The sequence below is a fragment of the Streptomyces sp. NPDC014676 genome, from assembly GCF_043084105.1.
Lineage (GTDB): Bacteria > Actinomycetota > Actinomycetes > Streptomycetales > Streptomycetaceae > Streptomyces.
In genome coordinates this window covers 30828-55353 of sequence record NZ_JBIBZI010000008.1, presented here as the reverse complement: position 1 = coordinate 55353, position 24526 = coordinate 30828, and the positions used below count along the sequence as shown (strand labels likewise).

The window sequence follows — 24526 nt, the reverse complement described above, 5'->3', positions numbered from 1 at the left end:
CTGAATCCCTCCCCCGACCGCGTCCGGGGACGGGAAGCCGGCCCTCCCGGCGCCGCCGTCGGCATTCCGTTTGGGTTTTCGGACCGTCAACAGGAAGACTGCACTCGTGACGTCCCGTATCCCGCGCGACTCCAGGCTCCGAATCGTCCGCCCGCGACCCCTGGCCGCCGCCCCCACCGCGATGAACCAGCGGCGCTCGCGCCGCCCCGCGCCACGCCCCCCGGAGGGCACACCGGCCCCCGCGGAGCTGGCCAGAATGGCACGCTCCGGTCTGGCCGCCGCGGCCCGCGTCGCCCGCTGGGCCGACGCCGCCCTCGGCCCCGGCGGGGACAGCGCCACCACCGACGGCAAGGCCACCCTCTCCGACGCGACCGCCGAACGGGCGGCCCGCGACCTGGACCTGACCCCCGATCAGGTCCGCGCCGACTGGGACACCGCCAGGCTGGCCGGCCTCATCGAGGTGCACGGCGACACCGCCCGCCCCGGCTGGCGGCTGCGCGCCTGGAACCGCGACGACAGCGCCGTGCTGCGCGGCTGGGTCGCCCTCTGCGACGCCTGGTCGCTCGCCTACCCGGAACCCGAGGAGTACGAGGCCGCCGCCGTCGCCGAGGTCGTCACGGCCATGCCGCAGGTCCTCTCCTTCCTCCAGCTCTCCGCCGGCCCGGTCCCCGTGCCCCAGCTCCTCGACCTGCTCCAGCAGCGGGTGACGGAACTCCGCACGGAACGCTGCGAGGTCGACTACGTTCCGCAGCCCGAGGCCTCCGGGGCCGACGCGGACCGTCCCGGCGCGCCGGAGTCCCCTGCGCCGTGGCCGGACGCGTCCGCTCCCGAGGCGTCGCGGACCGAAGCGGCCCGGCCGGACGCACCGCGGGCCCACACCTCCGGAGCCGCCGGGGCCCGGTCCGGGCCCGGGACCGGGCTCAGACCCAGGGTGCCGCTCCAGCGGCCCCGGCCCGCGCCCGCCGTGCCCGCCGACGCCGACGCCCCGCTCGAGCCGCTGCTCGACTGGGCGCTGCGTGCCCTCGCCTCCGTCGGCGCCCTCACCTACGGCGACGGGCAGGCCACGCTCACCCCGCTCGGGAGCTGGGCGGTGTGGGTCAAACTGGAGCAGATCTGCGTCGCCGCGCAGAGCCCCGCCGGGAACATCGAGCAGGGCGCCGAGGACATGCTGCGCGGCTGCGCCCAGTTGCGTCCCAACGCGGCCCGCGCCGAATACCGCGCCTGGCTCGCCGCCCGGCCGGTCGGCAGCGCCGTCACGGAGCTGATCGAGGCGGCCCGGGGCGAGGACGCCCTGCTGCGCGGCCTCGCCTTCGAGGCGCTGCGCGTGGTCGGCGCCCCCGCCGAGCCCGAGGTCCGCACCGTGCTCGACGAGCCGACGCTGCGGCCGTACGCCCTGCTGTGGCTCGCCGAGCACGACGGTGCCGACCCCGAGGACGCCCACGAGGTCCTCACCCGCGAGGAGGCCACCTGGCTGTGGGTGGACACCGCGGCCGCCGTCGCCGACCACGGCGAGGCCCCGCTGCTGGTCCGCCACCTGGAGTCCGCGGTCCAGCCGACCGTCCCCGCGCTGCTCACCGAGGTGCGCGCCGTCGGTCACCCGCGCACCGTCCAGGTCCTGGTCGCCCTGGCCGCCGCCCACCCCGACCCGGCCCTGGCCAAGGCGGTCCGCCGCGCCGCCTTCCAGGTCCACACGGGCGGCTGACACCGGGCCCGCCGCCCCGCGCACCGGACCTTGCCCTCGGGCACGCGCCCGCCGCCCGGCGGCCCGGCCGGGTGCGCCCGGCGGCGGATCCGGACTCCGGACGCGTGCGCCCGGCTCCTGCCACCCGTCAGGGCCCGCCCGGTGACGGGACCGGGATGCCGGGCTTCGGACCGCCGTCCAGGGCGCGTACGCGCCGAGGCTCCAGCCGCCGCCCCCGGGGCATCAGGCCCCGCGCCCCGTGGTGTGCGTCGGCCGTCGTCCACGACGACGTGCACCCCGGCCGGGCCCCCTTGTGCCCGGCATCACCATGCCGTCGCCCCGCGCGGGACCGCCGCGCGTGCGCGCACAACGGCACCGGCCCCCGCAGGGCGCATCCGCGCCCAGGAAAAGTGGTTGCACGGCCCCGTTAGAATGGCTCGCATGGCCATTCTCCTCGCGCATTAGACGGCGGGAACGCCCTCAGCCGTCCACCGCCACCCACACCTGCCCTGGAGTCTGTCCGTGATCTCCGCCTCCGGCATCGAGCTGCGCGCCGGTGCCCGCGTCCTCATCGAAAACGCCACCTTCCGCGTCGCCAAGGGCGACCGCATCGGCCTCGTCGGCCGCAACGGTGCGGGCAAGACCACCCTCACCAAGGTCCTCGCCGGCGAGGGCATCCCCGCAGGCGGTGCCGTCACCCGCTCCGGCGAGGTCGGCTACCTGCCCCAGGACCCCCGCACCGGCGACCTCGACGTCCTCGCCCGCGACCGCATCCTCTCCGCCCGCGGCCTCGACGTACTGATCCGCAAGATGCGCGAGAACGAGCAGCGCATCGCCAATGGCCAGGGCGCCACCCGCGAGAAGGCGCTCAAGCAGTACGAGCGCCAGGAGACCGAGTTCCTCACCAAGGGCGGGTACGCCGCCGAGGCCGAGGCCGCCACCATCGCCGCCGCGCTGAACCTGCCCGACCGCGTGCTCGGCCAGCCCCTGCACACCCTCTCCGGCGGTCAGCGCCGCCGCGTCGAGCTCGCCCGCATCCTGTTCTCCGACGCGGACACCCTGCTCCTCGACGAGCCGACCAACCACCTCGACGCCGACTCGATCGTCTGGCTGCGCGACTACCTCAAGACCTACCGCGGCGGCTTCATCGTGATCTCCCACGACGTCGACCTGGTCGAGACGGTCGTCAACAAGGTGTTCTACCTGGACGCCAACCGTGCCCAGATCGACGTCTACAACATGGGCTGGAAGCTCTACCAGCAGCAGCGCGAGGCCGACGAGAAGCGCCGCAAGCGCGAGCGGCAGAACGCCGAGAAGAAGGCCGCGGCGCTGCACTCGCAGGCCGACAAGATGCGCGCCAAGGCCACCAAGACCGTCGCCGCGCAGAACATGGCCCGCAGGGCGGACAAGCTGCTCTCCGGCCTGGAGGCCGAGCGGAAGTCCGACAAGGTCGCCAAGCTGCGCTTCCCCGAGCCGTCCCCGTGCGGCAAGACCCCGCTCATGGCGGAGGGACTGTCGAAGTCCTACGGCTCGCTGGAGATCTTCACCGACGTCGACCTGGCCATCGACAAGGGCTCCCGCGTCGTCATCCTCGGCCTCAACGGCGCGGGCAAGACCACCCTGCTCCGCCTCCTCGGCGGTGCCGAGAAGCCCGACACCGGCCGGGTCATCGAGGGCCACGGCCTCAAGCTCGGCTACTACGCGCAGGAGCACGAGACCCTCGACCCGGAGCGCACGGTCCTGGAGAACATGCGCTCCGCCGCCCCCGACCTCGACCTCGTCGACGTCCGCAAGACGCTCGGCTCGTTCCTGTTCTCCGGCGACGACGTCGACAAGCCGGCCGGTGTCCTCTCCGGCGGTGAGAAGACCCGTCTCGCGCTGGCGACGCTCGTGGTCTCCTCGGCCAACGTGCTGCTCCTCGACGAGCCGACCAACAACCTCGACCCGGCCAGCCGCGAGGAGATCCTCGGCGCGCTGCGCACGTACAAGGGCGCGGTCGTCCTCGTCACGCACGACGAGGGTGCCGTCGAGGCGCTCCAGCCGGAGCGGATCATCCTGCTGCCGGACGGCGTCGAGGACCTGTGGGGCGCCGACTACGCGGATCTGGTCGCCCTCGCCTGAGAGACGTCAGCCGGGGTTGATCGAAGGTGTGATCCCCTGAGTATGGATCATTCGGCCCATCGGTGATCCATCATTCGTGTGAGATCTCCTCATCCCGAGGTGTGTCCTACACGGATTTCGCGGCCGAGCTCCCGGTGAACCGGGGCTCGGCCGTCGCACCTTTCTGACCTGGCACTTCACGGAGGAACCCGTTCGGAGGTACCGCCGGCACATCCCGGAATCTCTCATTCCGTATGTGGGGATGCGCTCCCGTCGTCACAACCTTGTCTCATCGACCTTGCCGAATGGGTGGCCATGAGGGCCCGGAGGGGTGATCATGAGGAGACCAGAGCGCACTTCCCATGAGGAGGCACGGGTGGCCGAGACTCTGAAGAAGGGCAGCCGGGTGACCGGCGCCGCGCGCGACAAGCTCGCGGCAGACCTGAAGAAGAAGTACGACGCCGGTGCGAGCATCCGGGCATTGGCCGAGGAGACCGGCCGCTCGTATGGCTTCGTGCACCGCATGCTCAGCGAATCGGGCGTCACGCTGCGAGGGCGTGGCGGGGCGACCCGGGGCAAAAGGGCCCCTTCGGCCTGACCCCGGGCGTCCCGGGAACCCGATGGTGACCACCCGGCCGGCCGACTGACCGGCCGGGTGGTTACTGTGCAGTCACTTAGGTTGACCGCACCCATCGGAGGCGCCCCATGGCTTCGTCCGCCCAGGACCTCGGTCCCGTACTCGACAAGGACGGCGTACGGCTCACCGTCGACGACGCGATCGCCACGGTGACGCTGACCAACCCGGCCAAGCGCAACGCGCAGAGCCCCGCTCTGTGGCGGGCGCTGACCGAGGCGGGCAGGCTGCTGCCCGGCTCCGTCCGGGTCGTGGTGCTGCGCGGGGAGGGCAAGTCCTTCTCCGCCGGGCTCGACCGGCAGATGTTCACGCCCGAGGGGATCGAGGGCGAGCCGTCGTTCATCGACCTGGCGCGTCGCGACGACGCCACGCTGGACGCGACCATCGCCGAGTACCAGGAGGCGTTCACCTGGTGGCGGCGCAGCGACATCGTGTCGATCGCGGCCGTCCAGGGACACGCCATCGGGGCCGGGTTCCAGCTCGCCCTCGCCTGTGACCTGCGCGTCGTCGCGGACGACGTGCAGTTCGCCATGCGGGAGACCAGCCTCGGTCTCGTCCCCGACCTGACCGGTACGCATCCGCTGGTCGGCCTCGTCGGCTACGCCCGCGCGCTGGAGATCTGCGCGACCGGGCGCTTCGTCACCGCAGAGGAGTCCGTGAACACCGGCCTGGCCAACCTCGCCGTCCCCGCGGCCGACCTGGATGCGGCGGTCCAGGACCTCGCCGCGGCCCTGCTGGCCGCCCCCCGCGACGCGGTCATCGAAACCAAGGCCCTGCTCCGAGGCGCCCGGACCCGCACCTACGACGACCAGCGCGCCGCCGAACGAGCCGCCCAGTCCCGCCGCCTGCGCGACCTGGCCGGCCTGGGCGAATAACCCCGCCCCGACGCTCCCGCGGCACCCGCATGCCGCGCTCCCGCGGGCAGTCGTGCCTCCCCAGTGCCCCAAGGGCCTGGGAGGTGCCCCCAGCGGCACGGGTGGGCTGGGGGTACCCCCTCTGGGGGAGAGGCACCCCGTAAGCGCCGGGTCGCGCGAACACCCCCCGGCCCACACTCGCGCCGGGCACCCCGCAAGGCGCCGGGCCGCGCGACCTCCCGAGGGTCAGTCGACCGCCGTGATCAGTACAGCCACGGTGGGACGATCCGGCAGCGATTCGGTCACCGCCGAACGGACCCTCCGGGCCACCTCCAGCGGACGGGCGTCCGCCGCGACCGCAAGGTCCACGCGCGCGTGGCGACGAGACAGGCCGGTGTCCCCCCGGTGCTCGGTCAGGTGAACCGGCCGCCCCAGCACCCCCGTCAGCCGACTCACCCCCGCCACCGCAAGCGCCGCCGCAGCGACACGCCCCACCTCGGAGTCGTCGTCCATCGACGGCTCGGACCCCGCCTCCCGCCCCGGCACAGCCCCCGGCCCAGCCCCCGGCACGGGCTCCGCATCCAACAACTCCACCACCCGCAGATCCACCTCCCCGACGGCCAACCCGACCCGCTCCACCACCACTTCCGCCAACACCTCCCGCAGAAGCGACGCGGTCACCGGCACCGGCCGCGCCGCAGTGGCCGCGAACTCGACGGTCAGCCGCAGCGGCCCCGGCGGCACCGCCCCCGGCGGGGGCGGCACGACCGGCTCGCCCGTCACCCCCTCCGGATCGGCGAGCCCGATCCGTACACCGTCCAGGCGTACGCCCGGCGCGTCCCGTACCACCGCGCGCCGCAGCACCGCCTCCGCCGCCCGCTCCGCGATCCACGTGCCGTCGCGCGGCCCTCCCAGGACCAGGATCCTGCCCAGCCCCACCTGTTGCCGTACCACCTGCGTCAACCGGTCCACCGTCATTCCTCCAGCCTGACGCATCTCAGGCGCGGGATCGGACAACCGCGCATACGGTGGTCGATGGAGGACGATCGAAGGGATGTGCGGCGATGACCGACATGACCGAGGGAGGGTCGGTGCGGGCCCCCGACCCGGAGAAGAACCTCTTGGAGACCACTCCCCGCAAGGGCCAGGGAACCCGGCGCGGCGGCGGTGACCCGGCGACCCGTGGCCGCACCACCATCGCCGACGGTGTCGTCGAGAAGATCGCGGGGCTGGCCGCGCGGGACGTGCTCGGCGTGCACGCCATGGGCAGCGGCCTGTCACGGACCTTCGGCGCCGTACGCGACCGGGTGCCCGGCGGTTCGAAGTCGGCGACGCGCGGCGTGAAGGCCGAGGTCGGCGAGTTGCAGACCGCGCTCGACCTGGAGATCGTCGTCGACTACGGCGTGTCCATCGCCGACGTCGCCAGGGCCGTACGGGAGAACGTCATCGCGGCGGTCGAGCGGATGACCGGACTGGAGGTGGTCGAGGTCAACATCGCGGTGAGCGACGTGAAGCTGCCCGAGGAGGAGGACGAGGAGCCGGAGACCCGCCTTCAGTGAGGCTCGGTGAGCGGAGGAGCACACCATGAACATGGCCGTGGTCGGCATGATCGCCGGCATGGCGTTGGGCTTCGCCGGATACTTCGGCGGATTCGGGGCGTTTCTGCTGGTGGCGGCCCTGGGCGCCGTCGGGTTCGTCGTCGGGCGGTTCCTCGAGGGAGACCTGGAACTCGGTGACTTCTTCCGCTCCCGTGACGAACGGCGGCGGTGACGGCGGTGAGCACGGTCGTCGAGCCCGGCCGGGGCCCGGCCGCCGTCGCGCCGGGTGAGCGCGGGGCGACCAGGATCGCCGACCGGGTGGTCGCGAAGATCGCCTCACAGGCGGCCCGCGAGGCGGCCGGCCCCCTGCCGCCGGGCGCCGCCCCGCCGCACGCCACGGTGGTGGTGCGCCACGAGGCCGCCCGGGTCCGGGTGCACATCGAACTCGGCTACCCCGGTGACATCGGCGGCCGGTGCGCGCGGGTGCGGCGCCAGGTGGTCGACCGGGTGCGCGCCCTGGCGGGGATGCACGTACCGGAGGTCGTCGTCCTGGTCGAACGGCTGCACCTGACGGCCGTGCCGGAAGCGGACCGGGTGAGGACGTGATGAGCGGACCCGAGGACACGGTCCTGGAGAAGGACCCGCCGTCCGCGGAGGTACCCGGCGGCTCCGGCGTCCACCGGCGCTTCTGGTCGGCCCGCCGGGTCCCCGCGGGCCTGGTCGCGCTGTCGGCCCTGGTGGTCACGGGCGCGTTCCTGTACGACGTCGTCGCGGTGCGGGCCCACCGTGCCGCACCGGGCTGGCGCCGGGAACTGGCCCGGCAACTCGCCGAACGGCCCCTGGACGACATCTGGGTGCTGACCGGCGCCGGGGTCGCCGGCGCCCTCGGACTCTGGCTGCTGCTGCTCGCCCTGACACCCGGTCTGCGCGCCCTGCTGCCGATGCGCCCCGTGGATCCCGACGTCCGCGCGGCACTGCACCGGGACGCCGCCGCGACGGTGCTGCGGGACCGGGCCCTGGAGGTGGCCGGCGTACGGTCGGTGCGGGTCAGGGTGAAACGCGCCCGCGCGGACGTCCGCGCGGTGTCGCACTTCCGTGAACTGGACGACGTACGGGCCGACCTGACCGCGACGCTCGACGACGCCGTGGCGGGGCTCGGCCTGGCCCGGCCGCCCTCGCTGTCGCTGCGCGTACGGCGGCCCGGCCGGAAGGGGCGGTAGGGATGCTCAAGGGCGCCAACCGGGTGCTGCTCGGGATCACGGGGCTGGTGCTGCTCGTCCTCGGCGGGTCCGTGCTGGCGATCGGGCTGGGGGCGCCGGCGCCCTCCTGGTGGCCGCACGACGGGCGGCACGACGTGCTGCTCGACGAGGCCGAGCGGACCCGGTGGCGGGACGACGGCTGGTGGTGGCCGGTCGTCATCGCCGTGCTCGCCGTCCTGGTGCTGCTCTCCCTGTGGTGGCTGCTCGCGGTGCTGCGCCGGCGGCGACCGGCCGAGGTGCTGCTCGACACCGGCGACGACGAGGGCGCGTCACTGCGCGGAAGGGCCCTGGAACAGGCCCTCGCCGAGGAGGCGAGCCACCTGGACGGCGTGGACCGGGCCCATGTCCTCCTCACCGGCCACAGGAACGCCCCCAGGACCCGCGTACTCCTCCACCTGCACCCCCACATCGACCCGGCGACCGCCCTGCGCGCCCTGGCGAAGGGCCCCCTCACCCACGCCCGGACCTCCACAGGCCACCCCACCCTCCCCACGGAGGCCCGCCTGCAAGCCGTGAAACACCCCCCGGAACGAGTGACCTGACCGCGTCCCCGCACAGCCGCGGGCAGGCGTGCCTCCCCCCGCTCGAGCGGAGTCGAGAGCGGGGGGAGGGTGGGCTGGGGGTACCCCCTCCGGGGGAGGCACCCCGCAAACGCCGGGCAGTGCGACCCACCCCCGCCCAGCACCGGCACAGCGCACCGGCACAGCGCACCGGCACAGCGCACCGGCACAGCGCACCGGCACAGTGCACCAGCAAGGCGGCCGGCACAGCGCACCAGCGTCGCCGCACCCACCGAACCGGCCGTCAGAACCCGTGCCGCACCCCGCCGTCCACCGGCACCATCACCCCGGACAGATACGACGCCGCCGGCGACAGCAGGAACGCGGCCGTACGGCCGAATTCCCCCGGCGTCCCGTACCGCCGCAACGGAATCCGAGACTCCGCGGCCCGCCGCGTGGCCTCCGGATCTGCCGACAACGAGTCCAGCTCCCGCACCCGGTCCGTGTCGATACGCCCCGGCAGCAGCCCCACCACCCGGATCCCCCGCGGCCCCAACTCGTCCGCCAGCGACTTCGCGAACCCGGCCAGTCCCGGCCGCAGCCCGTTGGAAATGGTCAGCCCGGGAATCGGCTCGTGCACCGACCCCGACAGCACGAACCCGATGACACCCCCCTCACCCAGCTCCGTCGCGGCCGCCCGCGCCATCCGCACCGCACCCAGGAACACCGACTCGAACGCCGCCCGCCACTGCTCGTCGGTGGTGTCGGCGACGAACCCCGGCGGCGGCCCGCCCACGCTGACGAGGATGCCGTCGAAGCGCCCGAACCGCTCCCGCGCGGTGGCGATCAGCCGTGCCGGCGCCTCGGGGTCGGCGTTGTCGACGGCCACCCCGACCGCGTCCGGCCCCAGCGCGGACGCCGCCTCGGCGACGGACTCCTCCTCCCGCCCCGTGACGACCACCTTCGCGCCGTCGGCGACGAGCTCCCGCGCGGAGGCGTTGCCCAGTCCGCGGGTCGCCCCGGTGACGACGTACACCCGGTCCTTCAGTCCAAGATCCATGGCCCTATCCTGCCCCCTCGTCCCCGAACAGGGTGAGGGCGGTGTTCACCAGGCCGATGTGGCTGAACGCCTGCGGGAAGTTGCCCAGCAGCCGCCCGCCCGCCGGGTCGTACTCCTCCGCCAGCAGACCCACGTCGTTGGCGAGTCCCAGCAGCCGCTCGAACAGCGCGCGCGCCTCCTTCGTCCTGCCGGTCATGTGCAGGGCGTCCGCGAGCCAGAACGAACAGACCAGGAACGTGCCCTCCCCGCCGGGCAGCCCGTCGACGGCCGTCGCGTCCGGCGTGTAGCGGCGTACGAACCCGTCCTGCCCCAGCTCCGCGCGGACCGCCTCGATGGTGCCGAGCACCCGGGGGTCGTCGGGCGGCAGGAAACCCACCCGGGGGATCAGCAGCAGCGCGGCGTCGAGTTCGCGCGAGCCGTACGACTGCGTGAACGTGTTCCGCGCGGGGTCGTACCCCTTCTCGCACACCTCCCGGTGCACCTCGTCGCGCAGCTCCCGCCAGCCGTCCAGGTCCCCGTGGAAGTCCGGGTGCTCCTCCAGCGTGCGCACCGCGCGGTCGGCGGCCACCCACACCATCACCTTGGAGTGCACGAAGTGGCGCCGGCCGCCGCGCACCTCCCACAGCCCCTCGTCCGGCTGCCGCCACGCCGTGCGCAGGAAGTCCATCAGCACCGACTGCAACGCCCACACGTCCGGCTGCGGGGACAGCCCCGAACTCCGCGCCAGCGCCAGGGAGTCCATGACCTCGCCGTACACGTCCAGCTGGAGCTGGTTCACGGCGTCGTTGCCGATCCGTACGGGCACGGCGCCGCCGAAACCGGACAGCCACGGCAGTTCGAACTCCGGCAGCCGCCGCTCGCCCGCGAGCCCGTACATGATCTGCAGGTCCGCCGGGTCGCCCGCGACCGCGCGGAGCAGCCAGTTGCGCCAGGCCTCCGCCTCGTCCTGGTACCCGGCGGCCAGCAGCGCGTTCAGGGTCAGTGTGGAGTCGCGCAGCCAGCAGAAGCGGTAGTCCCAGTTGCGCACCCCGCCCGGTTCCTCCGGCAGCGAGGTGGTGGGCGCGGCGACGACGCCGCCGGTGGGGCGGTAGGTGAGCGACTTGAGGGTGATCAGCGACCGGACGACCGCGTCCCGGTGCGGGCCGTCGTAACGGCACCGGGACGCCCAGGCGCGCCAGTCCTTGACGCTGTGCCGCAGCGAGGAGTAGGGGTCGACCAGTGGGGGCCGCGGCTCGTGGGAGGGGTGCCAGGTGAGCACGAACGCGACCCGCTCGCCCTCCCGCACCGTGAACTCCGAGACGGTGCACCGGTCCTCGCCCCAGGTCTTCACCTCCGGGACGCTGCGCAGCCACGCCGAGTCCGGCCCGGCCACCGCCACCCGGTGGCCGTCCTCCTTGCGCACCCACGGCACGACCGAGCCGTAGTCGAAGCGCAGCCGCAGCGTGCTGCGCACGGTCACCTCACCCCGTACGCCCTGCACGATCCGCACCAGGTCCGGCGCGCGGTGGCGCTGCGGCATCAGGTCGGTGACCAGCACCGCCCCCTCGGGGGTCTCCCACTCGGTGTCCAGGACGAGCGTGTCCTCGCGGTACGAGCGGCGGGCGCACCGGTCCGCGCCGGCGGGGGCGATGCGCCAGTGCCCGTTGTCCTCGTCCCCGAGCAGCCGCGCGAAGCAGGCCGCCGAGTCGAAGCGGGGCAGGCAGAGCCAGTCGACCGAGCCGTCCGCGCCCACCAGGGCAGCGGTCTGTTCGTCGCCGATGAGCGCGTAGTCCTCGATACGGTGCACGGGGTGCGGGTTCCCGGCCATCGGGGGCGGCAATCAGGGCCGAAGCCGGGGGAGTGACGGACCGTCGGCCGCCGCCGCGCCGAACCGGGAAAGGAGCGCAGGTCACAGCACGGACCGATCGTTCCCGGCTACGGCGCGTGTCCCCGGTGGGGTCCGCTACACCGCCGCCGGTTCCGTCTCCTCGGCGTCCGCCGCACCGGCCGCCGCGCGGGTCCGCTCCCGGGCCTCGCGGCGGACCAGGACGAGCCAGCCGACCGGCACGGCCGCCGCGAACAGCCACCACTGGATGGCGTACGCGTAGTTCAGCGCGGAGTTCTCCTTGCCGGGGTCCCCGAGCCGCTCCGGGGTGCCGTCCTTCGGCTCGGGCGCCGTCTGCGCCACATAGCCGCCGAGCACCTGGACACCGAGACGCTCCGCCTCCCGCTCGCTGTTGATCAGCATGATCTGCCGGTCCGGCAGCCCCTCGAGGTCCTTGATGCCGCTCGCCTCGGTCGTCTCGTCGGGCATCAGCCGGCCCTTGATCGTGACCTCGCCGCGCGGCGGCGCGGGAACCTCGGGGAACGTGGTCCGACCCGCCTCCGAGGGGATCCAGCCCCGGTTGACCAGCAGGACCTTTCCGTCGTCGAGGACGAAGGGGGTCAGGACGTGGAAGCCGACCCGGTCGTCGGCGTTGGTACGCCGGCGGACGACGACCTCGTCATCGGTGTCGAAGTGCCCCCTGGCGGTCACGGTGCGGTACCGCTCCGCGCGGGTCACGGCGTCCCCCGGCGCGGCCAGCCGCTCCACCGGCACCGGATCGGCGGCCAGCGCGTCGGCGACCAGCCGGTTGCGGGCGTCGCGCTCCCCGTAGCGGTCCATCTGCCAGAAGCCCAGCCAGATCATCGTGGGGATGAGGAGCAGGGCGACCAGTGTGATGATCACCCATTGGCGGGACAACAAGAAGCGGTACACCCCACGACCGTACAACTCGGCCGAGGGGTGCTTTGAGGCGGGTACGTCCATTCAGACCCGGTCGACGATCCCCGCCTTTCCCTCCGCGCGGGCGCAGTGGGCGCCGCAGTACCAGTGACCGTCGGCCTCGACGCCCTGGCCGATGATCTGCACCCGGCAGTGCTCGCAGATCGGGGCCATGCGGTGGATCGCACAGGAGAAGCAGTCGAAGACGTGCACCGCGCCCTGCGCGTGCACCTCGAAGGTCATTCCGTAACTGTTGCCGCAGACTTCGCATGTCGCCATGGGTCACAGGGTGGGCCGTCGGCCCGGCGCGGGCGAGCGGGCGGCGGGCGAGTCGCCCGCCGATCACCCGTCCGTACGGTCGTGCCCGGCGCCCCGGTCAGCCTTCCGGCGCGGCTTCGACGTCCCCGAGGAGCTGGCCGAACGCGGCCTCGTCGACGACCGGGGTGCCGTACTGCCGGGCCTTGACCACCTTGGACGTGCCCGAGTCCGGGTCGTTGGTGACGAGGAGGCTGGTGAGCCGGGACAGGCTGCCGGCGACATGCAGGCCCGCCTCCGTCGCGCGGTCCTCCAGCAGCTCCCGCTCGACCGAGGTGTCCCCGGAGAACGCCACCCGCATGCCCTGCTTGAGCCGCCCGCCCGGCTCGTACCGCCCAGGGTTGGGGTACGGGCACGCGGGCCGCTTGCGGGACGGGCGCCAACCGGTCGGCCGGTAACCGCCGGGACTCGCCTGCTGCCCGGTACGGGGACGGTCCGTCCACTCGGTCAGCGGCAGGCACTCGTGCAGCGGCAGCCGTACGCCGCCCGCCGCCGCGGCCCGCAGACTGGGCCGGAACGCCTCCGCCAGCACCCGCGCGTCGTCCAGCGCGTGGTGCGCCCGCTCCTGTACGACACCGAAGTGCGCGGCGAGCGACTCCAGCTTGTGGTTGGGCAGCGGAAGCCTCAGCTCCTTGGAGAGGGCGATGGTGCACAGCCGCTGCTTCACCGGCGCCTCGCTGCGCGCGCGGGCGTACTCCCGGGCGATCATCTGCCAGTCGAAGACCGCGTTGTGCGCGACCAGCACCCGTCCCTCCAGCCGGGCCGCGAACTCCGCGGCGATGTCCTGGAAGAGGGGCGCCCCCTCCAGCACGTCGCTCGTCAGGCCGTGTATCCACACCGGGCCCGGGTCCCGCTCCGGATTGACCACCGTGTACCAGTGGTCCTCGACCTCGCCGCGCGCGTCCAGCCGGTAGACGGCCGCGGAGATGATGCGGTCGTCCCGGGCCAGCCCCGTGGTCTCCACGTCGACGACCGCGTACCCCTGCGGATACGCGGCCGGCCACACGGTGGGGGAGGAGGCTGCGGTCGTGAGGTCATCGAGCATGGTTCACGAGGATACGGGCCGGGACCGACACCGCCGTCCGTCAGGCCCCTCCGCGCGGCCCGCGCACCCGGTCGACGGGAATGTCCGTACGGGGCGCGCATGCCCGTTCACCAGCGGATCGGCACCGGAAGCGCCGTCAGCAGCCCCGACACCGCGATCACCACGCCGAGCGCGTACACCTCCGCCCGCGCGGGGGAGCAGGCGGTCAGCGGATCCTCCGCGCGGGCCAGCCGGATCCGGGCCCACAGGGCGAGGACGGCGACCCCGGCCATCAGGATCACCTTGGCGAGCAGGACCCGCCCGTACGCCGTGTCCGTCAGCTGCTCCAGGATCGTTCCCGGCGGCATCCGGCGCAGCGAACTGCACACGCCCGTCGCGGCGGTGCCGGCGAGCAGAACGGCCGCCACGCGCGCGTAGCGCCCCAGCAGCGCGGCGCCCGCCTCCGCTCCCCGCCACCGCCGCAGGGTGCGCAGCGCGTGCAGCAGGCCGCCCGTCCAGAGCGACGCGCAGACCAGGTGTACCAGGGTCAGCCCGGAGCCGACGAGCGGGCTGTACTCGGTCGTCGGATGCGCGCGCAGCGCCTCCGCGACCATCACCGCGGCCAGCGGCCACACCTGGGTGCCGGGACGGCCGGACGCCGCGCACAGGGCCGCCGCGAGGAAGGCGTTGACCTCCAGGAGGGCGAGTTTGCCGTCTCTGGAGTCGTAGAGACCGCCGACGTCGATGTCGGCGAGGCCGTCGGGCACCAGGTTGCCGGTGGCCACCACGGAGGCCAGTCCGAGGGCGGCCACGAAGCCGGCGGAGTTCGCCGCGGTCGACCAACCGCGGGGCGCGGCGGGCGGAGCACCGGGCACGGAGCGCGCCAGCCGCCGCACGAACAACTCGCCGACGGATATGGACAACGCCGCGAACAACACCGCCCGTAGCAGGCCGATCCCCCCGGTACCGGGCACATCGGCCTCCCCGGTTCCCCGCAACGCGGCCGAGGGCCCGAACAGCGGTATCACCGCCCCGAGCGCCACCAGCACGAGCACGGCGACGGTCCGCCCCCGCCCGCTCCTTCGCGCACTGTCCACCCCGGCCCCGGTTCTCATCAGACTCACCCCAGGATCTTCACAAGGCCCCACAGAAGCGGGCAAGTCCGCGCCCCCGACTGTGAGTAGTCGTACCGCTGGGCCGGCGCCCACTCCCCAACTGCGGACAGTCGCGCAGCTGGGCCGACGCCCACCCCCCAGCTACGGGCAGTCGTGCCGCTGGGGCGGCACGGGTGGGCGCGGCGGCACCCTGCCGACGCCGACAAGTGAAACCCCGCGCGGTACCTCAAACCCACCGGGCCGAGTCGGCTCCCCAACGCCCCGGCGCCCGCGCCCAGTCACGCGGCCCGCCCTCGAACACCACCGGCGACAGGGCGTACCGCAGCCTCCCCAGCGGACCGTCCCGCTCCGCGAGCCACTGAGCCACAGGCACATCGACGGAAGCCCCGCCGCTTCGGGGCCCCTCCAGCAACCACCCCGCCGTCCGCGCCAACGCCACCCGCACAACCCTGCTCCCACCCCCCTCCACCTGCTCACTGAGCGCCCGCAGCACCCCCGCCGCCAACAAGTACCCCGTGCCATGGTCGAGCGCCTGCGCCGGCAGCACCCCCGGCCGCCCCTCCGAGGACCCTTCGACCGCCGCGATCCCCGTCGCCACCTGCACCAGACTGTCGAACCCCCGCCGGTCCCCCCACGGCCCGTACGCCCCCCACGCCGACAACTGCGCCACCACCACTCCCGGCCGCCGCTCCGCCAGCGCCCGGGGTGTCAGCCCGAAACGGTCCAGGGCCCCCGGCCGGTACCCCGTCACCACCACGTCCGCCGACGCGAGCAACTCCTCGAACACCTCCCGGCCGGCCGAGAGATCCAGCAGCGCCGACCGCTTCCCGAACCCCGTGTCGGCGTGCTGGTCGGCGATCTCGGGCAGCCCCGGCGCGTCCACGCGCAGCACGTCCGCGCCCAGCAGCGCGAGCGTACGGGTGGCGACCGGCCCCGCGATCACCCGCGTGAGGTCCAGGACCCGCAGCCCCGCCGCGGGCAGCAGCGGGTCCCGGCCCACCGGAGCGAACACCCGCGCGGGGGCCGAATCCAGCCGCTCGCGCTCCACCAGGGGGCGCTCGGCGACCTCCGCGCCCTGCTCGTGCGCCGCCCACTCCCCGGGCGTCCGCAGGGCGACGGCGAGCCCCCCGGCCGCGTACACCGCCTCCTCGACCTCCCGCGCGGAGCGCTCCGCGAGTGCCGTCGCCACCGCCTCGGGGTCCTCCGGCACGCCCAGCGCGGCCGACAGCCGGGCCCGGTGGTGCGGATAGTTGGCGTGCGTGCGCACCCACCCGTCGGCCGTGCGCCAGAACCGCGACAGCGGCGCGAACGTCTCCGGGGTCCGCCCGTCGACCCGCAGATGCCGCTCGCTGACGAACGCCGTGGCCACCGCCCCGTCGTCCACCCGCACCGCCGGCACCTCGCCGCCGCCCGCCCGCCGCGCCCCCAGCTCGGCGGCGGCCAGCGCGCACGCGCCCACACAGGCGCGCGCCAGTTCCCGTACCGGCAGCCGGGCGTCCAGCACACCGGGCCGTTCGACGGCCGACACGCGCGGGAGGAGGGCGGGATCGCCGCCCAGGGCGGACCATGCGGACGCGAGATCAGTCATGGCCGCACTATGCCGTGAGAGGGGCCGGGCGTGATCGCCCGGCCCCTCTCACCTCACACGGCTCCCGCGGGAGTGACGACTACCGCGTCACCGCGTCCAGCGCGTCGGCCGTGCCCCAGCCGTAGAAGCCGTTGCGGTTCTTCGGGCCCTCGCACACCGCGTCGACCTTGCCGTCACCGTCGATGTCGTACGGGTCCGTGCACGCGGTCGCGTCGGCCTCCGCGTACAGCAGGGCCTTGACCAGCGCCGGCGAGGCGTGCGGGTGCGTCGACTTGATCAGCGCGGCGACGCCCGCGACGTGCGGGGACGCCATCGACGTACCCGCCATGTAGCCCCACGACCCGCCGGGCAGCGTGCCCAGGATCAGACCGCTGGTGGCGGGCGGCTCCGGCGTCTGGTACCTCGTCGAGTCGCCGCCGGGCGCGGCGATGTCGACGACACCCAGGCCGTAGTTGGAGAACGACGACTTCAGGCCCTTCGCGCCGGTCGCCGCGACCGTCACCACGCCCGGGAGCTGGGTCGGGATGTCGAGGCACTCGTCCGGGTCGATCACCCGCTCCGAGGGGGTGGAGTCGTTCGGGGAGACCGGGTCGGTGATCTCGTCGGCCGCGAGGTCGTAGTTCTCGTTGCCGGCCGCGGCCACGTTCACCGCGCCCTTGCGCTCCGCGTACTTCGACGCCCGGGTGACGGCCTCGACGAGCGCCTTCTGGTCCGGGTCGTTCGTGCAGTTGAAGTACCAGGGGTCGGTGTAATAGCTGTTGTTGGTGACGTCGACCCCGTGCTCGGCCGCCCACACGAAGCCGCAGACCACGGCCTCGGTGTAGAAGAAGCCGTCCGGGTTGGACACCTTGATGCCCGACACCTTCACGCCCGGCGCGACACCGGTCATGCCGACGCCGTTCTTCGCGGCGGCGATCTCACCGGCGACATGGGTGCCGTGCGGGCTCTCCTGCGCGCCCGGCCGCCAGGCGCCGTCGCTGGTGTCCGGCTTGCCCGACACGCAGTCGACCGACGCGGCCCGGTCGAAGTTGGGCGCGATGTCCGGGTGGGTGTCGTCCACACCGGTGTCGATGACGGCGACGGTCACCTCGGAGCTGCCCAGGGACTTCTCGTGCGCCTGGTCCGCCTTGATGGCGGGCAGGTCCCACTGCAGGCCCTGGAGCGGGTCCTGGCCCTCGGCCGCCGCCGACTCGGCCCGGGCGATCTCGGAGGCGCTGAGCGCCTTCGGGGTGACCGTGTCCGTGGTGGCCGCCGACGGCAGCGGCGCGGTGCGGGTGGCACCGGCCGACTGCACTCCGCGCACCGTGCGGATGGTCTTCGCGAAGTCGGCGTCCGAGGAGTGGACGACGATGACGCCGATCGTGTCGTACGACGTCACGATCGTCCCGCCGGCCTTGCCGATCGCCTTCTTCACGTGCGCCGACGTGCCGTGCCCGCCCTTGACGTTGACCACGTAGCTGAGCGGGGTCGCGTCGGCGGAGGCCGCGGCCGGCTGCTCGGCGGCCGGGGCGGCCGTGGCCGCGGTGTTCGGCAGGAAGGCGAGTGCCGTCGCCATGGCCATCCCGGCCGGGATGGCGAGCGCGCGGCGGTGACGCGGGTGGGACGCGGTCATGAAGTCTCCAGTTCGTTCACGGGTGCGGTCGGACGGGCAGGTGGGAAGCGCGGTGAGGAACGGGTCACTTGACGGCGCGCAGCGCGTCGACGATGCCGAAGCCGTAGAAGCCGTTGACCCGGCGGCCGCCCTCGCAGGTCGCGTCCTGCGCGCCGTCGCCGTCCTGGTCGTAGGTCTCGGGGCAGCCCGGGTTGTTCGCCTGGGCCTTCAGCAGCGCCTGCAGCCGGGCGGGGGAGGCCCACGGGTGCTTGGACTTCAGCAGCGCGGCGACACCGGCGGCGTGCGGGGAGGCCATCGAGGTGCCCTGCAGCCAGGCGTACTCGCCGTTCGGCATGGTGGACAGGATGCGGCCGTCCTTCGACGGCGTGTCCGGAAGCTGGTAGCGGCGGTCGCCGCCCGGCGCGGCGACGTCGACGACGCCCTTGCCGTACGTGGAGTAGTACGACTTGAGGTTCTGCACGCCCGTCGCGCTGACGGTGACGATGCCCGGGAGCTGGGTCGGCACGTCGAAGCACTCGCTCGGGTCGATGGTGCGCGTCACCGGCGTGGAGTCGTCGGGGCTGGAGTCGTCGACGATCGCGTCGGAGGCCAGGTCGTGGTTGGAGTTGCCGGCCGAGGCGAGGTGCAGCGTGCCCTTCTTCTGCGCGTACAGCTGGGCGCGGTTGACCGCGTCGACGATCGCCCTCTGGTCCGGGTCGTCCACGCAGTTGTAGAGCCACGGGTCGACGTAGTAGCTGTTGTTCGTGATCTCCACGCCGTGGTCGGCGGCGAACACGAACGCGCAGACGACGTTCTCCGGGTAGAACAGGCCGTTGTCCGGGTCGCTGACCTTGATGCCGGCCACCTTGACGCCGGGGGCGACACCGGCGACGCCGACGCCGTTGCGGGCCGCGGCGATCTCACCGGCCACATGGGTGCCGTGGTAGTCGTCGGCCGTGTACGGCCGCCAGGCGCCCTCGCTGGTGTCCGCCTTGCCGCCGACGCAGTTGGCCGACTGGGCGGCGGAGAAGTTCGGGGCGAGGTCCGGGTGGGTGTCGTCGACGCCGGTGTCGATCACGGCGACGGTCACCCCCCGGCTGCCGTCGTCGATCTTCGCGGCCTTGTCGGCGCCGATCGCCCGCAGGTCCCACTGGTCGGCCTCGAGCGGCTCGCTGCCGGGGGTCCGCGCGGAGGCGGCCTCCGTCCGCGCGGCCTCGGCGGCGGTCACGAAGTCGGCGGCGCCCTCGTCCGTCGTCCCGGCCGCGGTCAGCGGCGCGGTGCGGGTGGCGCCGGCCGACTGGACCCCGCGCGCCGCGCGGATCTCCTTACCGAAGTCGGGGTTCGCCGAGTGGACGACGATCACGCCGATCCTGTCGTACGTGACCACGACCTTTCCGCCGGCCGCGGCGATCGCCCGCTCCACCGACGCGATCGTGCGGCGGTCCGCCTTGGTGTTGACGACGTACGCCAGGGCGGGAGCGTCCGTCGCCTGCTCGGCCGAAACCGCCCGGGGGGCCGCCGAGGCCGCCGCCGGCAGGAAACCGAGCGAGGCGGTCAGGGACAGCACGACGGGCACGGCGAGGGCGAGCCGGCGTCTGGAACGCAGATGAGCCATGGGTTCTCCACATCATCCGGAAACGAAACCGGCCCGAGACACGGGTGGTGCTCGGGCAGGTACATGACGGGGTGGTGCAGGGTGAAGCTATCCCGCGCTCTCGCTGGTCAGCAATGTTTTGCCGGCAACGTCTTCGGAAAACGCCAGAGGAAAAGAACGGCGGAGAGTTGAACCGGTCCTCGCGTGGCGCCGTGCCCTTGGGCAGGAAGCGCGAGGACACTCGCCTTTCGTCCCCGCCCGAACCGAACCGCACCGCGAGGAGACCCCGTGGCCGCCGAAGCACCGCCCCCCTCGAAGGAACAACACAAACTCCCCACCCCGGAGGAGTTCACCGAGGTGCAGGAGAGCGCTGAGTTCGGTGAACTGCGCCGCTCCTACCGCTCCTTCGCCTTCCCGCTGACCATCGCGTTCATCGTCTGGTACCTGCTGTACGTCCTGCTCTCCAACTACGCGGGCGACTTCATGGGCACCAAGCTGTTCGGCAACATCAACGTCGCCCTCGTCTTCGGCGTCCTGCAGTTCGTCACCACGTTCCTCATCGCGTGGTGGTACTCCCGGCACGCCGCCGCCGAGCTCGACCCCAAGGCCGAGGCCATCAAGACCCGTATGGAGGGCGGCGCATGAGCCCCGCGATCACCCATGTCACCCTCGCCGCGAACGAGGCCAGCGAACACCGCGGACTCATCATCACCCTGTTCGCGCTGTTCGTCCTCGCCACCCTCGGCATCACCGTCTGGGCGGGTCGGCAGACCAAGGACGCCGCCGACTTCTACGCGGGCGGACGCCAGTTCAGCGCCTTCCAGAACGGACTCGCGGTCTCCGGCGACTACATGTCGGCCGCGTCCTTCCTCGGCATCGCGGGCGCCATCGCCCTCTTCGGCTACGACGGCTTCCTGTACTCCATCGGCTTCCTGGTCGCCTGGCTGGTGGCCCTGCTGCTGGTCGCCGAGCCGCTGCGCAACTCCGGCCGCTACACCATGGGCGACGTCCTCGCCTACCGCATGCGCCAGCGCCCGGTGCGCACCGCCGCCGGCACCTCCACCATCGTCGTGTCGATCTTCTACCTGCTGGCCCAGATGGCGGGCGCGGGCGTCCTCGTCTCGCTGCTGCTCGGCATCACCTCCGACGCCGGCAAGATCCTCATCGTCGCGCTCGTCGGCCTCCTGATGATCGTGTACGTCTCCATCGGCGGCATGAAGGGCACCACCTGGGTCCAGATGGTCAAGGCCGTGCTGCTCATCGGCGGCACGCTCCTCATCACGTTCCTGGTGCTGCTGAAGTTCAACTTCAACATCTCCGACCTGCTGGGCAGCGCCGCCGAGAACAGCGGCAAGGGCGACGCCTTCCTCGAGCCCGGCCTGCAGTACGGCGCCGACGGCACCACCAAGCTGGACTTCATCTCCCTCGGCATCGCCCTGGTGCTCGGCACCGCCGGTCTGCCGCACATCCTGATCCGCTTCTACACGGTGCCCAACGCCAAGGCCGCCCGGAAGTCCGTGAACTGGGCCATCGGCATCATCGGCGGTTTCTACCTGATGACCATCGCCCTCGGCTTCGGCGCCGCCGCGCTGATCTCCCAGGACGAGATCATCGCCTCCAACCCGTCCGGCAACACGGCGGCCCCGCTGCTCGCGCTGCACCTGGGCGGCGTCGACTCGGCCTGGGGCGCGATCCTGCTCGCCACCATCTCGGCGGTCGCCTTCGCGACGATCCTCGCCGTGGTCGCCGGACTGACCCTGGCCTCGTCGTCCTCCTTCGCGCACGACATCTACGCCAACGTCATCCGCAAGGGGCAGGCCACCGAGAAGGAGGAGATGCGGGCGGCCCGCTGGGCGACCGTAGCCATCGGCGTCGTCTCCATCGCGCTCGGCGCCCTCGCCCGCGACCTGAACGTGGCCGGCCTGGTCGCGCTGGCCTTCGCGGTCGCCGCCTCCGCCAACCTGCCGACCATCCTCTACAGCCTGTTCTGGAAGCGGTTCACCACCCAGGGCGCACTGTGGTCGATCTACGGCGGTCTGATCGTCGCCGTCGGCCTGGTGCTGTTCTCGCCCGTGGTGTCCGGCGACCCCAAGGCGATGTTCCCCGACGTCGACTTCGCCTGGTTCCCGCTGAAGAACCCGGGCATCATCTCCATCCCGTTCGGTTTCGCGATGGGCTGGCTCGGCACCGTCCTGTCGAAGGAGGAGCCCGACGTCAAGAAGTACGCGGAGCTGGAGGTCCGGTCCCTGACCGGCACCGGCGCCCACTGATCCGCAGCACCGCGCGGCCGCGTCGTAGAGACCCCTGGAGGTCCCCACGACGCGGCCGTCCCGCATCTCGTCACATCCGGTCGCCGAGGTTGTCGGTGGCGTCACGTAGGCTCGGAGGCAGCCGGGCACGAGTGATCCGCGTCGAGGGAGGGGGCCCACGTGCTCATCGACACCTACGGCCGAGTGGCCACTGATCTGAGGGTCTCGCTCACCGACCGCTGCAATCTGCGCTGCACCTACTGCATGCCCGAGGAGGGCCTGCAATGGCTGGCCAAGTCCGATCTGCTCACCGACGGCGAGATCGTCCGCCTCGTCGGCATCGCCGTCACCTCCCTCGGCATCGAGGAGGTCCGCTTCACCGGCGGTGAGCCGCTGCTCCGCCCCGGCCTGGCCGGCATCGTCGAGCGCGTCGCCGCCCTGGAACCCCGCCCGCAGACGTCCCTCACCACCAACGGTATCGGGCTCCGCCGTATCGCGCCCGCCCTGAAGGAGGCGGGCCTGGACCGGGTCAACGTCTCCCTGGACACGCTCCGCCCGGACGTCTTCAAGACCCTCACCCGCCGCGACCGCCACCAGGACGTCCTCGACGGCCTCCACGCGGCCCGCGAGGCCGGCCTGACCCCGGTGAAGGTCAATTCGGTCCTGATGCCGGGGCTCAACGACGACGAGGCCCCCGACCTCCTCGCCTGGGCCGTGGAGCACGACTACGAGCTGCGCTTCATCGAGCAGATGCCGCTCGACGCCCAGCACGGCTGGAAGCGCGAGGGCATGATCACCGCCGGGGACATCCTGGCCTCCCTGCGCACCCGCTTCGAGCTGACCCCCGAGGGCGACGAGGCGCGCGGTTCCGCACCGGCCGAGCGCTGGCTGGTCGACGGCGGCCCGCACCGCGTCGGCGTCATCGCCTCCGTCACCCGCCCCTTCTGCGCGGCCTGCGACCGCACCCGCCTGACGGCCGACGGACAGATACGCACCTGCCTGTTCGCCACCGAGGAGACCGACCTCCGCGCGGCCCTGCGCTCCGGCGCCCCCGACGAGGAGATCGCCCGCATCTGGAAGCTGGCGATGTGGGGCAAGAAGGCGGGAGCGGGCCTGGACGACCCGGCCTTCGTCCAGCCGGACCGCCCCATGTCCGCGATCGGGGGCTGAGAGGACACCATCGAGGGCTGAGAGGACACCATCGGCGGCCGAGAGCGCTAGGCCCCTTCCGGAGCCTCCCACTCCTCGAACCGGACGACGTCCTTCAGGAATCCGCGCACCCCGAGGAACTGCGACAGATGCTCGCGGTGCTCCTCGCAGGAGAGCCAGGTCTTGCGGCGCTCCGGCGTGTGCAGCTTGGGGTTGTTCCAGGCGAGCACCCACACGGCGGCGGCGCGGCAACCCTTGGCGGAACAGATCGGTGTCTCGGGATCGGGGAGCATCACACCACCGACCCTAACCCGCCCGGAAAAGGCGACGCCGAGCAGCCACGGGGGGAGCTGCCCGGCGTCGGTCCGTCGCTCCGACGGGGGATGCGGAGCGCGTACGAAGTATGTCACGGGTCACCCCGCCCCCGGCACCGGAACAACATGATTGATCTGAGCTTTTCCTGAGCTTGGCGGGTAAGCGCCTTCCGCTTGCCGCGGTCCGCGCTCACGCCCCGGTCTTCACGACCCCTCGGGCCGCTCCGTTCGTGCGCCCGGCACCGCCTGTGACGCCACATCTTCCGCATCGGATTCCGCGGAACCGTCATTCGTCCGCGACGGCGCGATCATCGGCTTCATCGGCATCGTCACGAAGGTCGACGGCAGGGACGGCGCGTTCTCGCGCCCGGCGTTGGCGATCACCACCGCGATGTACGGCAGGACCGCCCCGAGCACCAGCGCCACGATCGCGACGTGCCGCTCCACGTTCCACAGCGTCGCCGCGAGGATGACCGAGACCGTACGGACGGCCATCGAGATCACATACCGGCGCTGCCGCCCCCGTACGTCCTCCTGGAGGCCCGTCCGGGCACCGGTGATCCGGAACACCTGGGCGCTGCCACCGCCATGCTGCTTCCGCATCACATTCCACCATCCGCCCGCATCGGACCTTCCCGTACCTGACCGGCCGCCGCCCCGTTCCGTGACACCGGGTCCGGACATGTCCACGTTACGCCGCGCCCGGCCGGGTCACGAGAGCGGGTCGCCCCGCCCCGTGGCGCACCGTCTGCGCCGTAGCGCGTACGGCATGCCCGACATGCGGCGTACCGCGTCTCGGCCGACACTGGCCGTAATGCTCGCGTCAAGCCGTACGAGGAGGCAGCCATGGGCTGGTTGTGGGCGATCATCGTGGGATTCGTGCTCGGCCTGATCGCCAAGGCGGTGATCCCCGGCAAGCAGCACATCCCGCTGTGGCTGGCCACCATCTGCGGAATGATCGGCGCCGTCGTGGGCAACGCCATCGCGCGGGGCTTCGGGATCGAGGAGACACGGGGCATCGACTGGGGCCGGCACATCTTCCAGCTGGGCGCGGCGATCGTCGTCGTCCTGCTCGCGGAGATGCTGTACACCGCGATGCAGCGCAGGAAGCACCAGCGGCAACGGGTCTGACCCGGCACGTACGGCGGCGATGACGGCGTACGGCGATGACGGCGTGCGACGACGGCGTACGACGAGGCGGTTTCCGGCGTACGACGA

The 24526-nt window shown here is 72.9% G+C and carries 25 protein-coding genes; 13 read left to right on the top strand and 12 right to left on the bottom strand.

The annotated features are described in order from the left end of the window. The first annotated feature begins 181 nt into the window (after positions 1-181). The 4 genes from ACF1DX_RS22775 to ACF1DX_RS22760 all read left to right on the top strand — a co-directional run bounded on the left by ACF1DX_RS22775 (position 182) and on the right by ACF1DX_RS22760 (position 5290). The gene (locus ACF1DX_RS22775; protein ID WP_391793249.1) at positions 182-1702 is read left to right on the top strand and encodes a hypothetical protein; all 1521 of its coding nucleotides are present in this window, start codon (positions 182-184) and stop codon (positions 1700-1702) included. A 501-nt stretch (positions 1703-2203) separates the two neighbouring features. Then, positions 2204-3802: an ABC-F family ATP-binding cassette domain-containing protein gene (locus ACF1DX_RS22770; RefSeq protein ID WP_391792960.1), complete on the top strand. Its 1599-nt coding sequence runs from the start codon at positions 2204-2206 to the stop codon at positions 3800-3802. A gap of 355 nt (positions 3803-4157) precedes the next feature. After that, positions 4158-4379, top strand: coding sequence for a helix-turn-helix domain-containing protein (locus ACF1DX_RS22765; RefSeq protein WP_030858495.1), 222 nt, complete (start codon positions 4158-4160; stop codon positions 4377-4379). 107 nt (positions 4380-4486) lie between these two features. Next, a complete protein-coding gene (locus tag ACF1DX_RS22760) occupies positions 4487-5290 on the top strand; it encodes an enoyl-CoA hydratase/isomerase family protein (protein ID WP_391792959.1) in 804 nt (267 codons plus the stop codon). A gap of 225 nt (positions 5291-5515) precedes the next feature. Here ACF1DX_RS22760 and ACF1DX_RS22755 read toward each other — a convergent pair whose 3' ends face one another. Beyond that, positions 5516-6247 (bottom strand): nucleopolyhedrovirus P10 family protein, encoded by a 732-nt coding sequence (locus ACF1DX_RS22755; RefSeq protein ID WP_391792958.1) that lies wholly within the window; start codon positions 6245-6247, stop codon positions 5516-5518. An 86-nt stretch (positions 6248-6333) separates the two neighbouring features. On the opposite strand from ACF1DX_RS22755, the gene ACF1DX_RS22750 reads away from it, so the two are divergent. Genes ACF1DX_RS22750 through amaP form a run of 5 tightly spaced genes read left to right on the top strand, consistent with a single transcriptional unit; the run spans position 6334 to position 8608 of the window. After that, on the top strand, positions 6334-6828 hold the full coding sequence (locus tag ACF1DX_RS22750; protein WP_391792957.1) for an Asp23/Gls24 family envelope stress response protein: 495 nt from the start codon (positions 6334-6336) through the stop codon (positions 6826-6828). 25 nt (positions 6829-6853) lie between these two features. Beyond that, positions 6854-7039 carry a hypothetical protein gene (locus ACF1DX_RS22745; protein WP_073937463.1) on the top strand — a complete coding sequence of 62 codons (186 nt, stop codon included), beginning with the start codon at positions 6854-6856 and terminating at the stop codon, positions 7037-7039. Then, on the top strand, positions 7036-7413 hold the full coding sequence (locus ACF1DX_RS22740; RefSeq protein WP_391792956.1) for a hypothetical protein: 378 nt from the start codon (positions 7036-7038) through the stop codon (positions 7411-7413). Before ACF1DX_RS22745 ends, ACF1DX_RS22740 begins: the two co-directional genes overlap by 4 nt. Further along, positions 7413-8027: a DUF6286 domain-containing protein gene (locus ACF1DX_RS22735; RefSeq protein WP_391792955.1), complete on the top strand. Its 615-nt coding sequence runs from the start codon at positions 7413-7415 to the stop codon at positions 8025-8027. Before ACF1DX_RS22740 ends, ACF1DX_RS22735 begins: the two co-directional genes overlap by 1 nt. Before the next feature lie 2 nt (positions 8028-8029). Further along, positions 8030-8608 carry an alkaline shock response membrane anchor protein AmaP gene (gene amaP / locus ACF1DX_RS22730; protein ID WP_391792954.1) on the top strand — a complete coding sequence of 193 codons (579 nt, stop codon included), beginning with the start codon at positions 8030-8032 and terminating at the stop codon, positions 8606-8608. 262 nt (positions 8609-8870) lie between these two features. Here amaP and ACF1DX_RS22725 read toward each other — a convergent pair whose 3' ends face one another. From ACF1DX_RS22725 to ACF1DX_RS22685, 9 genes are all read right to left on the bottom strand, one after another. Beyond that, positions 8871-9626 (bottom strand): SDR family oxidoreductase, encoded by a 756-nt coding sequence (locus tag ACF1DX_RS22725; RefSeq protein ID WP_391792953.1) that lies wholly within the window; start codon positions 9624-9626, stop codon positions 8871-8873. 4 nt (positions 9627-9630) lie between these two features. Then, entirely contained in the window at positions 9631-11433 is a 1803-nt protein-coding gene (locus tag ACF1DX_RS22720) for a glycoside hydrolase family 15 protein (RefSeq protein WP_391792952.1), read from the bottom strand. A gap of 135 nt (positions 11434-11568) precedes the next feature. After that, a complete protein-coding gene (locus ACF1DX_RS22715) occupies positions 11569-12363 on the bottom strand; it encodes an SURF1 family protein (protein ID WP_391792951.1) in 795 nt (264 codons plus the stop codon). Positions 12364-12414: 51 nt separating this feature from the next. Then, positions 12415-12648 (bottom strand): hypothetical protein, encoded by a 234-nt coding sequence (locus ACF1DX_RS22710; protein WP_142196184.1) that lies wholly within the window; start codon positions 12646-12648, stop codon positions 12415-12417. A gap of 97 nt (positions 12649-12745) precedes the next feature. After that, complete coding sequence (locus ACF1DX_RS22705) at positions 12746-13729, bottom strand: DEDDh family exonuclease (protein WP_391792950.1); 984 nt, start codon at positions 13727-13729, stop codon at positions 12746-12748. Between the two features lie 107 nt (positions 13730-13836). Beyond that, the gene (locus ACF1DX_RS22700) at positions 13837-14823 is read right to left on the bottom strand and encodes a CopD family protein (protein WP_391793248.1); all 987 of its coding nucleotides are present in this window, start codon (positions 14821-14823) and stop codon (positions 13837-13839) included. A 226-nt stretch (positions 14824-15049) separates the two neighbouring features. Then, positions 15050-16411: a CoA transferase gene (locus tag ACF1DX_RS22695; RefSeq protein ID WP_391792949.1), complete on the bottom strand. Its 1362-nt coding sequence runs from the start codon at positions 16409-16411 to the stop codon at positions 15050-15052. Positions 16412-16490: 79 nt separating this feature from the next. After that, positions 16491-18023 carry a S8 family serine peptidase gene (locus ACF1DX_RS22690; RefSeq protein WP_391792948.1) on the bottom strand — a complete coding sequence of 511 codons (1533 nt, stop codon included), beginning with the start codon at positions 18021-18023 and terminating at the stop codon, positions 16491-16493. A gap of 64 nt (positions 18024-18087) precedes the next feature. Further along, positions 18088-19617, bottom strand: coding sequence for a S8 family serine peptidase (locus tag ACF1DX_RS22685; RefSeq protein ID WP_391792947.1), 1530 nt, complete (start codon positions 19615-19617; stop codon positions 18088-18090). 267 nt (positions 19618-19884) lie between these two features. Between ACF1DX_RS22685 and ACF1DX_RS22680 the strand changes: the two genes are divergently transcribed. The 3 genes from ACF1DX_RS22680 (at position 19885) to moaA (ending at position 23015) form a co-directional block, all read left to right on the top strand. Then, positions 19885-20241 carry a DUF485 domain-containing protein gene (locus ACF1DX_RS22680; RefSeq protein WP_391792946.1) on the top strand — a complete coding sequence of 119 codons (357 nt, stop codon included), beginning with the start codon at positions 19885-19887 and terminating at the stop codon, positions 20239-20241. Then, on the top strand, positions 20238-21866 hold the full coding sequence (locus tag ACF1DX_RS22675) for a cation acetate symporter (protein WP_391792945.1): 1629 nt from the start codon (positions 20238-20240) through the stop codon (positions 21864-21866). The genes ACF1DX_RS22680 and ACF1DX_RS22675 overlap by 4 nt, the downstream gene beginning before the upstream one ends. A 159-nt stretch (positions 21867-22025) precedes the next feature. Further along, entirely contained in the window at positions 22026-23015 is a 990-nt protein-coding gene (gene moaA / locus ACF1DX_RS22670; RefSeq protein WP_391792944.1) for a GTP 3',8-cyclase MoaA, read from the top strand. Positions 23016-23062: 47 nt separating this feature from the next. Here moaA and ACF1DX_RS22665 read toward each other — a convergent pair whose 3' ends face one another. Beyond that, entirely contained in the window at positions 23063-23287 is a 225-nt protein-coding gene (locus ACF1DX_RS22665; protein ID WP_391793247.1) for a hypothetical protein, read from the bottom strand. Between the two features lie 225 nt (positions 23288-23512). Then, on the bottom strand, positions 23513-23911 hold the full coding sequence (locus ACF1DX_RS22660; RefSeq protein ID WP_391792943.1) for a DUF3099 domain-containing protein: 399 nt from the start codon (positions 23909-23911) through the stop codon (positions 23513-23515). Between the two features lie 243 nt (positions 23912-24154). Here ACF1DX_RS22660 and ACF1DX_RS22655 point away from each other — a divergent pair, with 243 nt between their 5' ends. Beyond that, positions 24155-24439 carry a GlsB/YeaQ/YmgE family stress response membrane protein gene (locus tag ACF1DX_RS22655; RefSeq protein ID WP_391792942.1) on the top strand — a complete coding sequence of 95 codons (285 nt, stop codon included), beginning with the start codon at positions 24155-24157 and terminating at the stop codon, positions 24437-24439. Positions 24440-24526 lie beyond the last annotated feature (87 nt).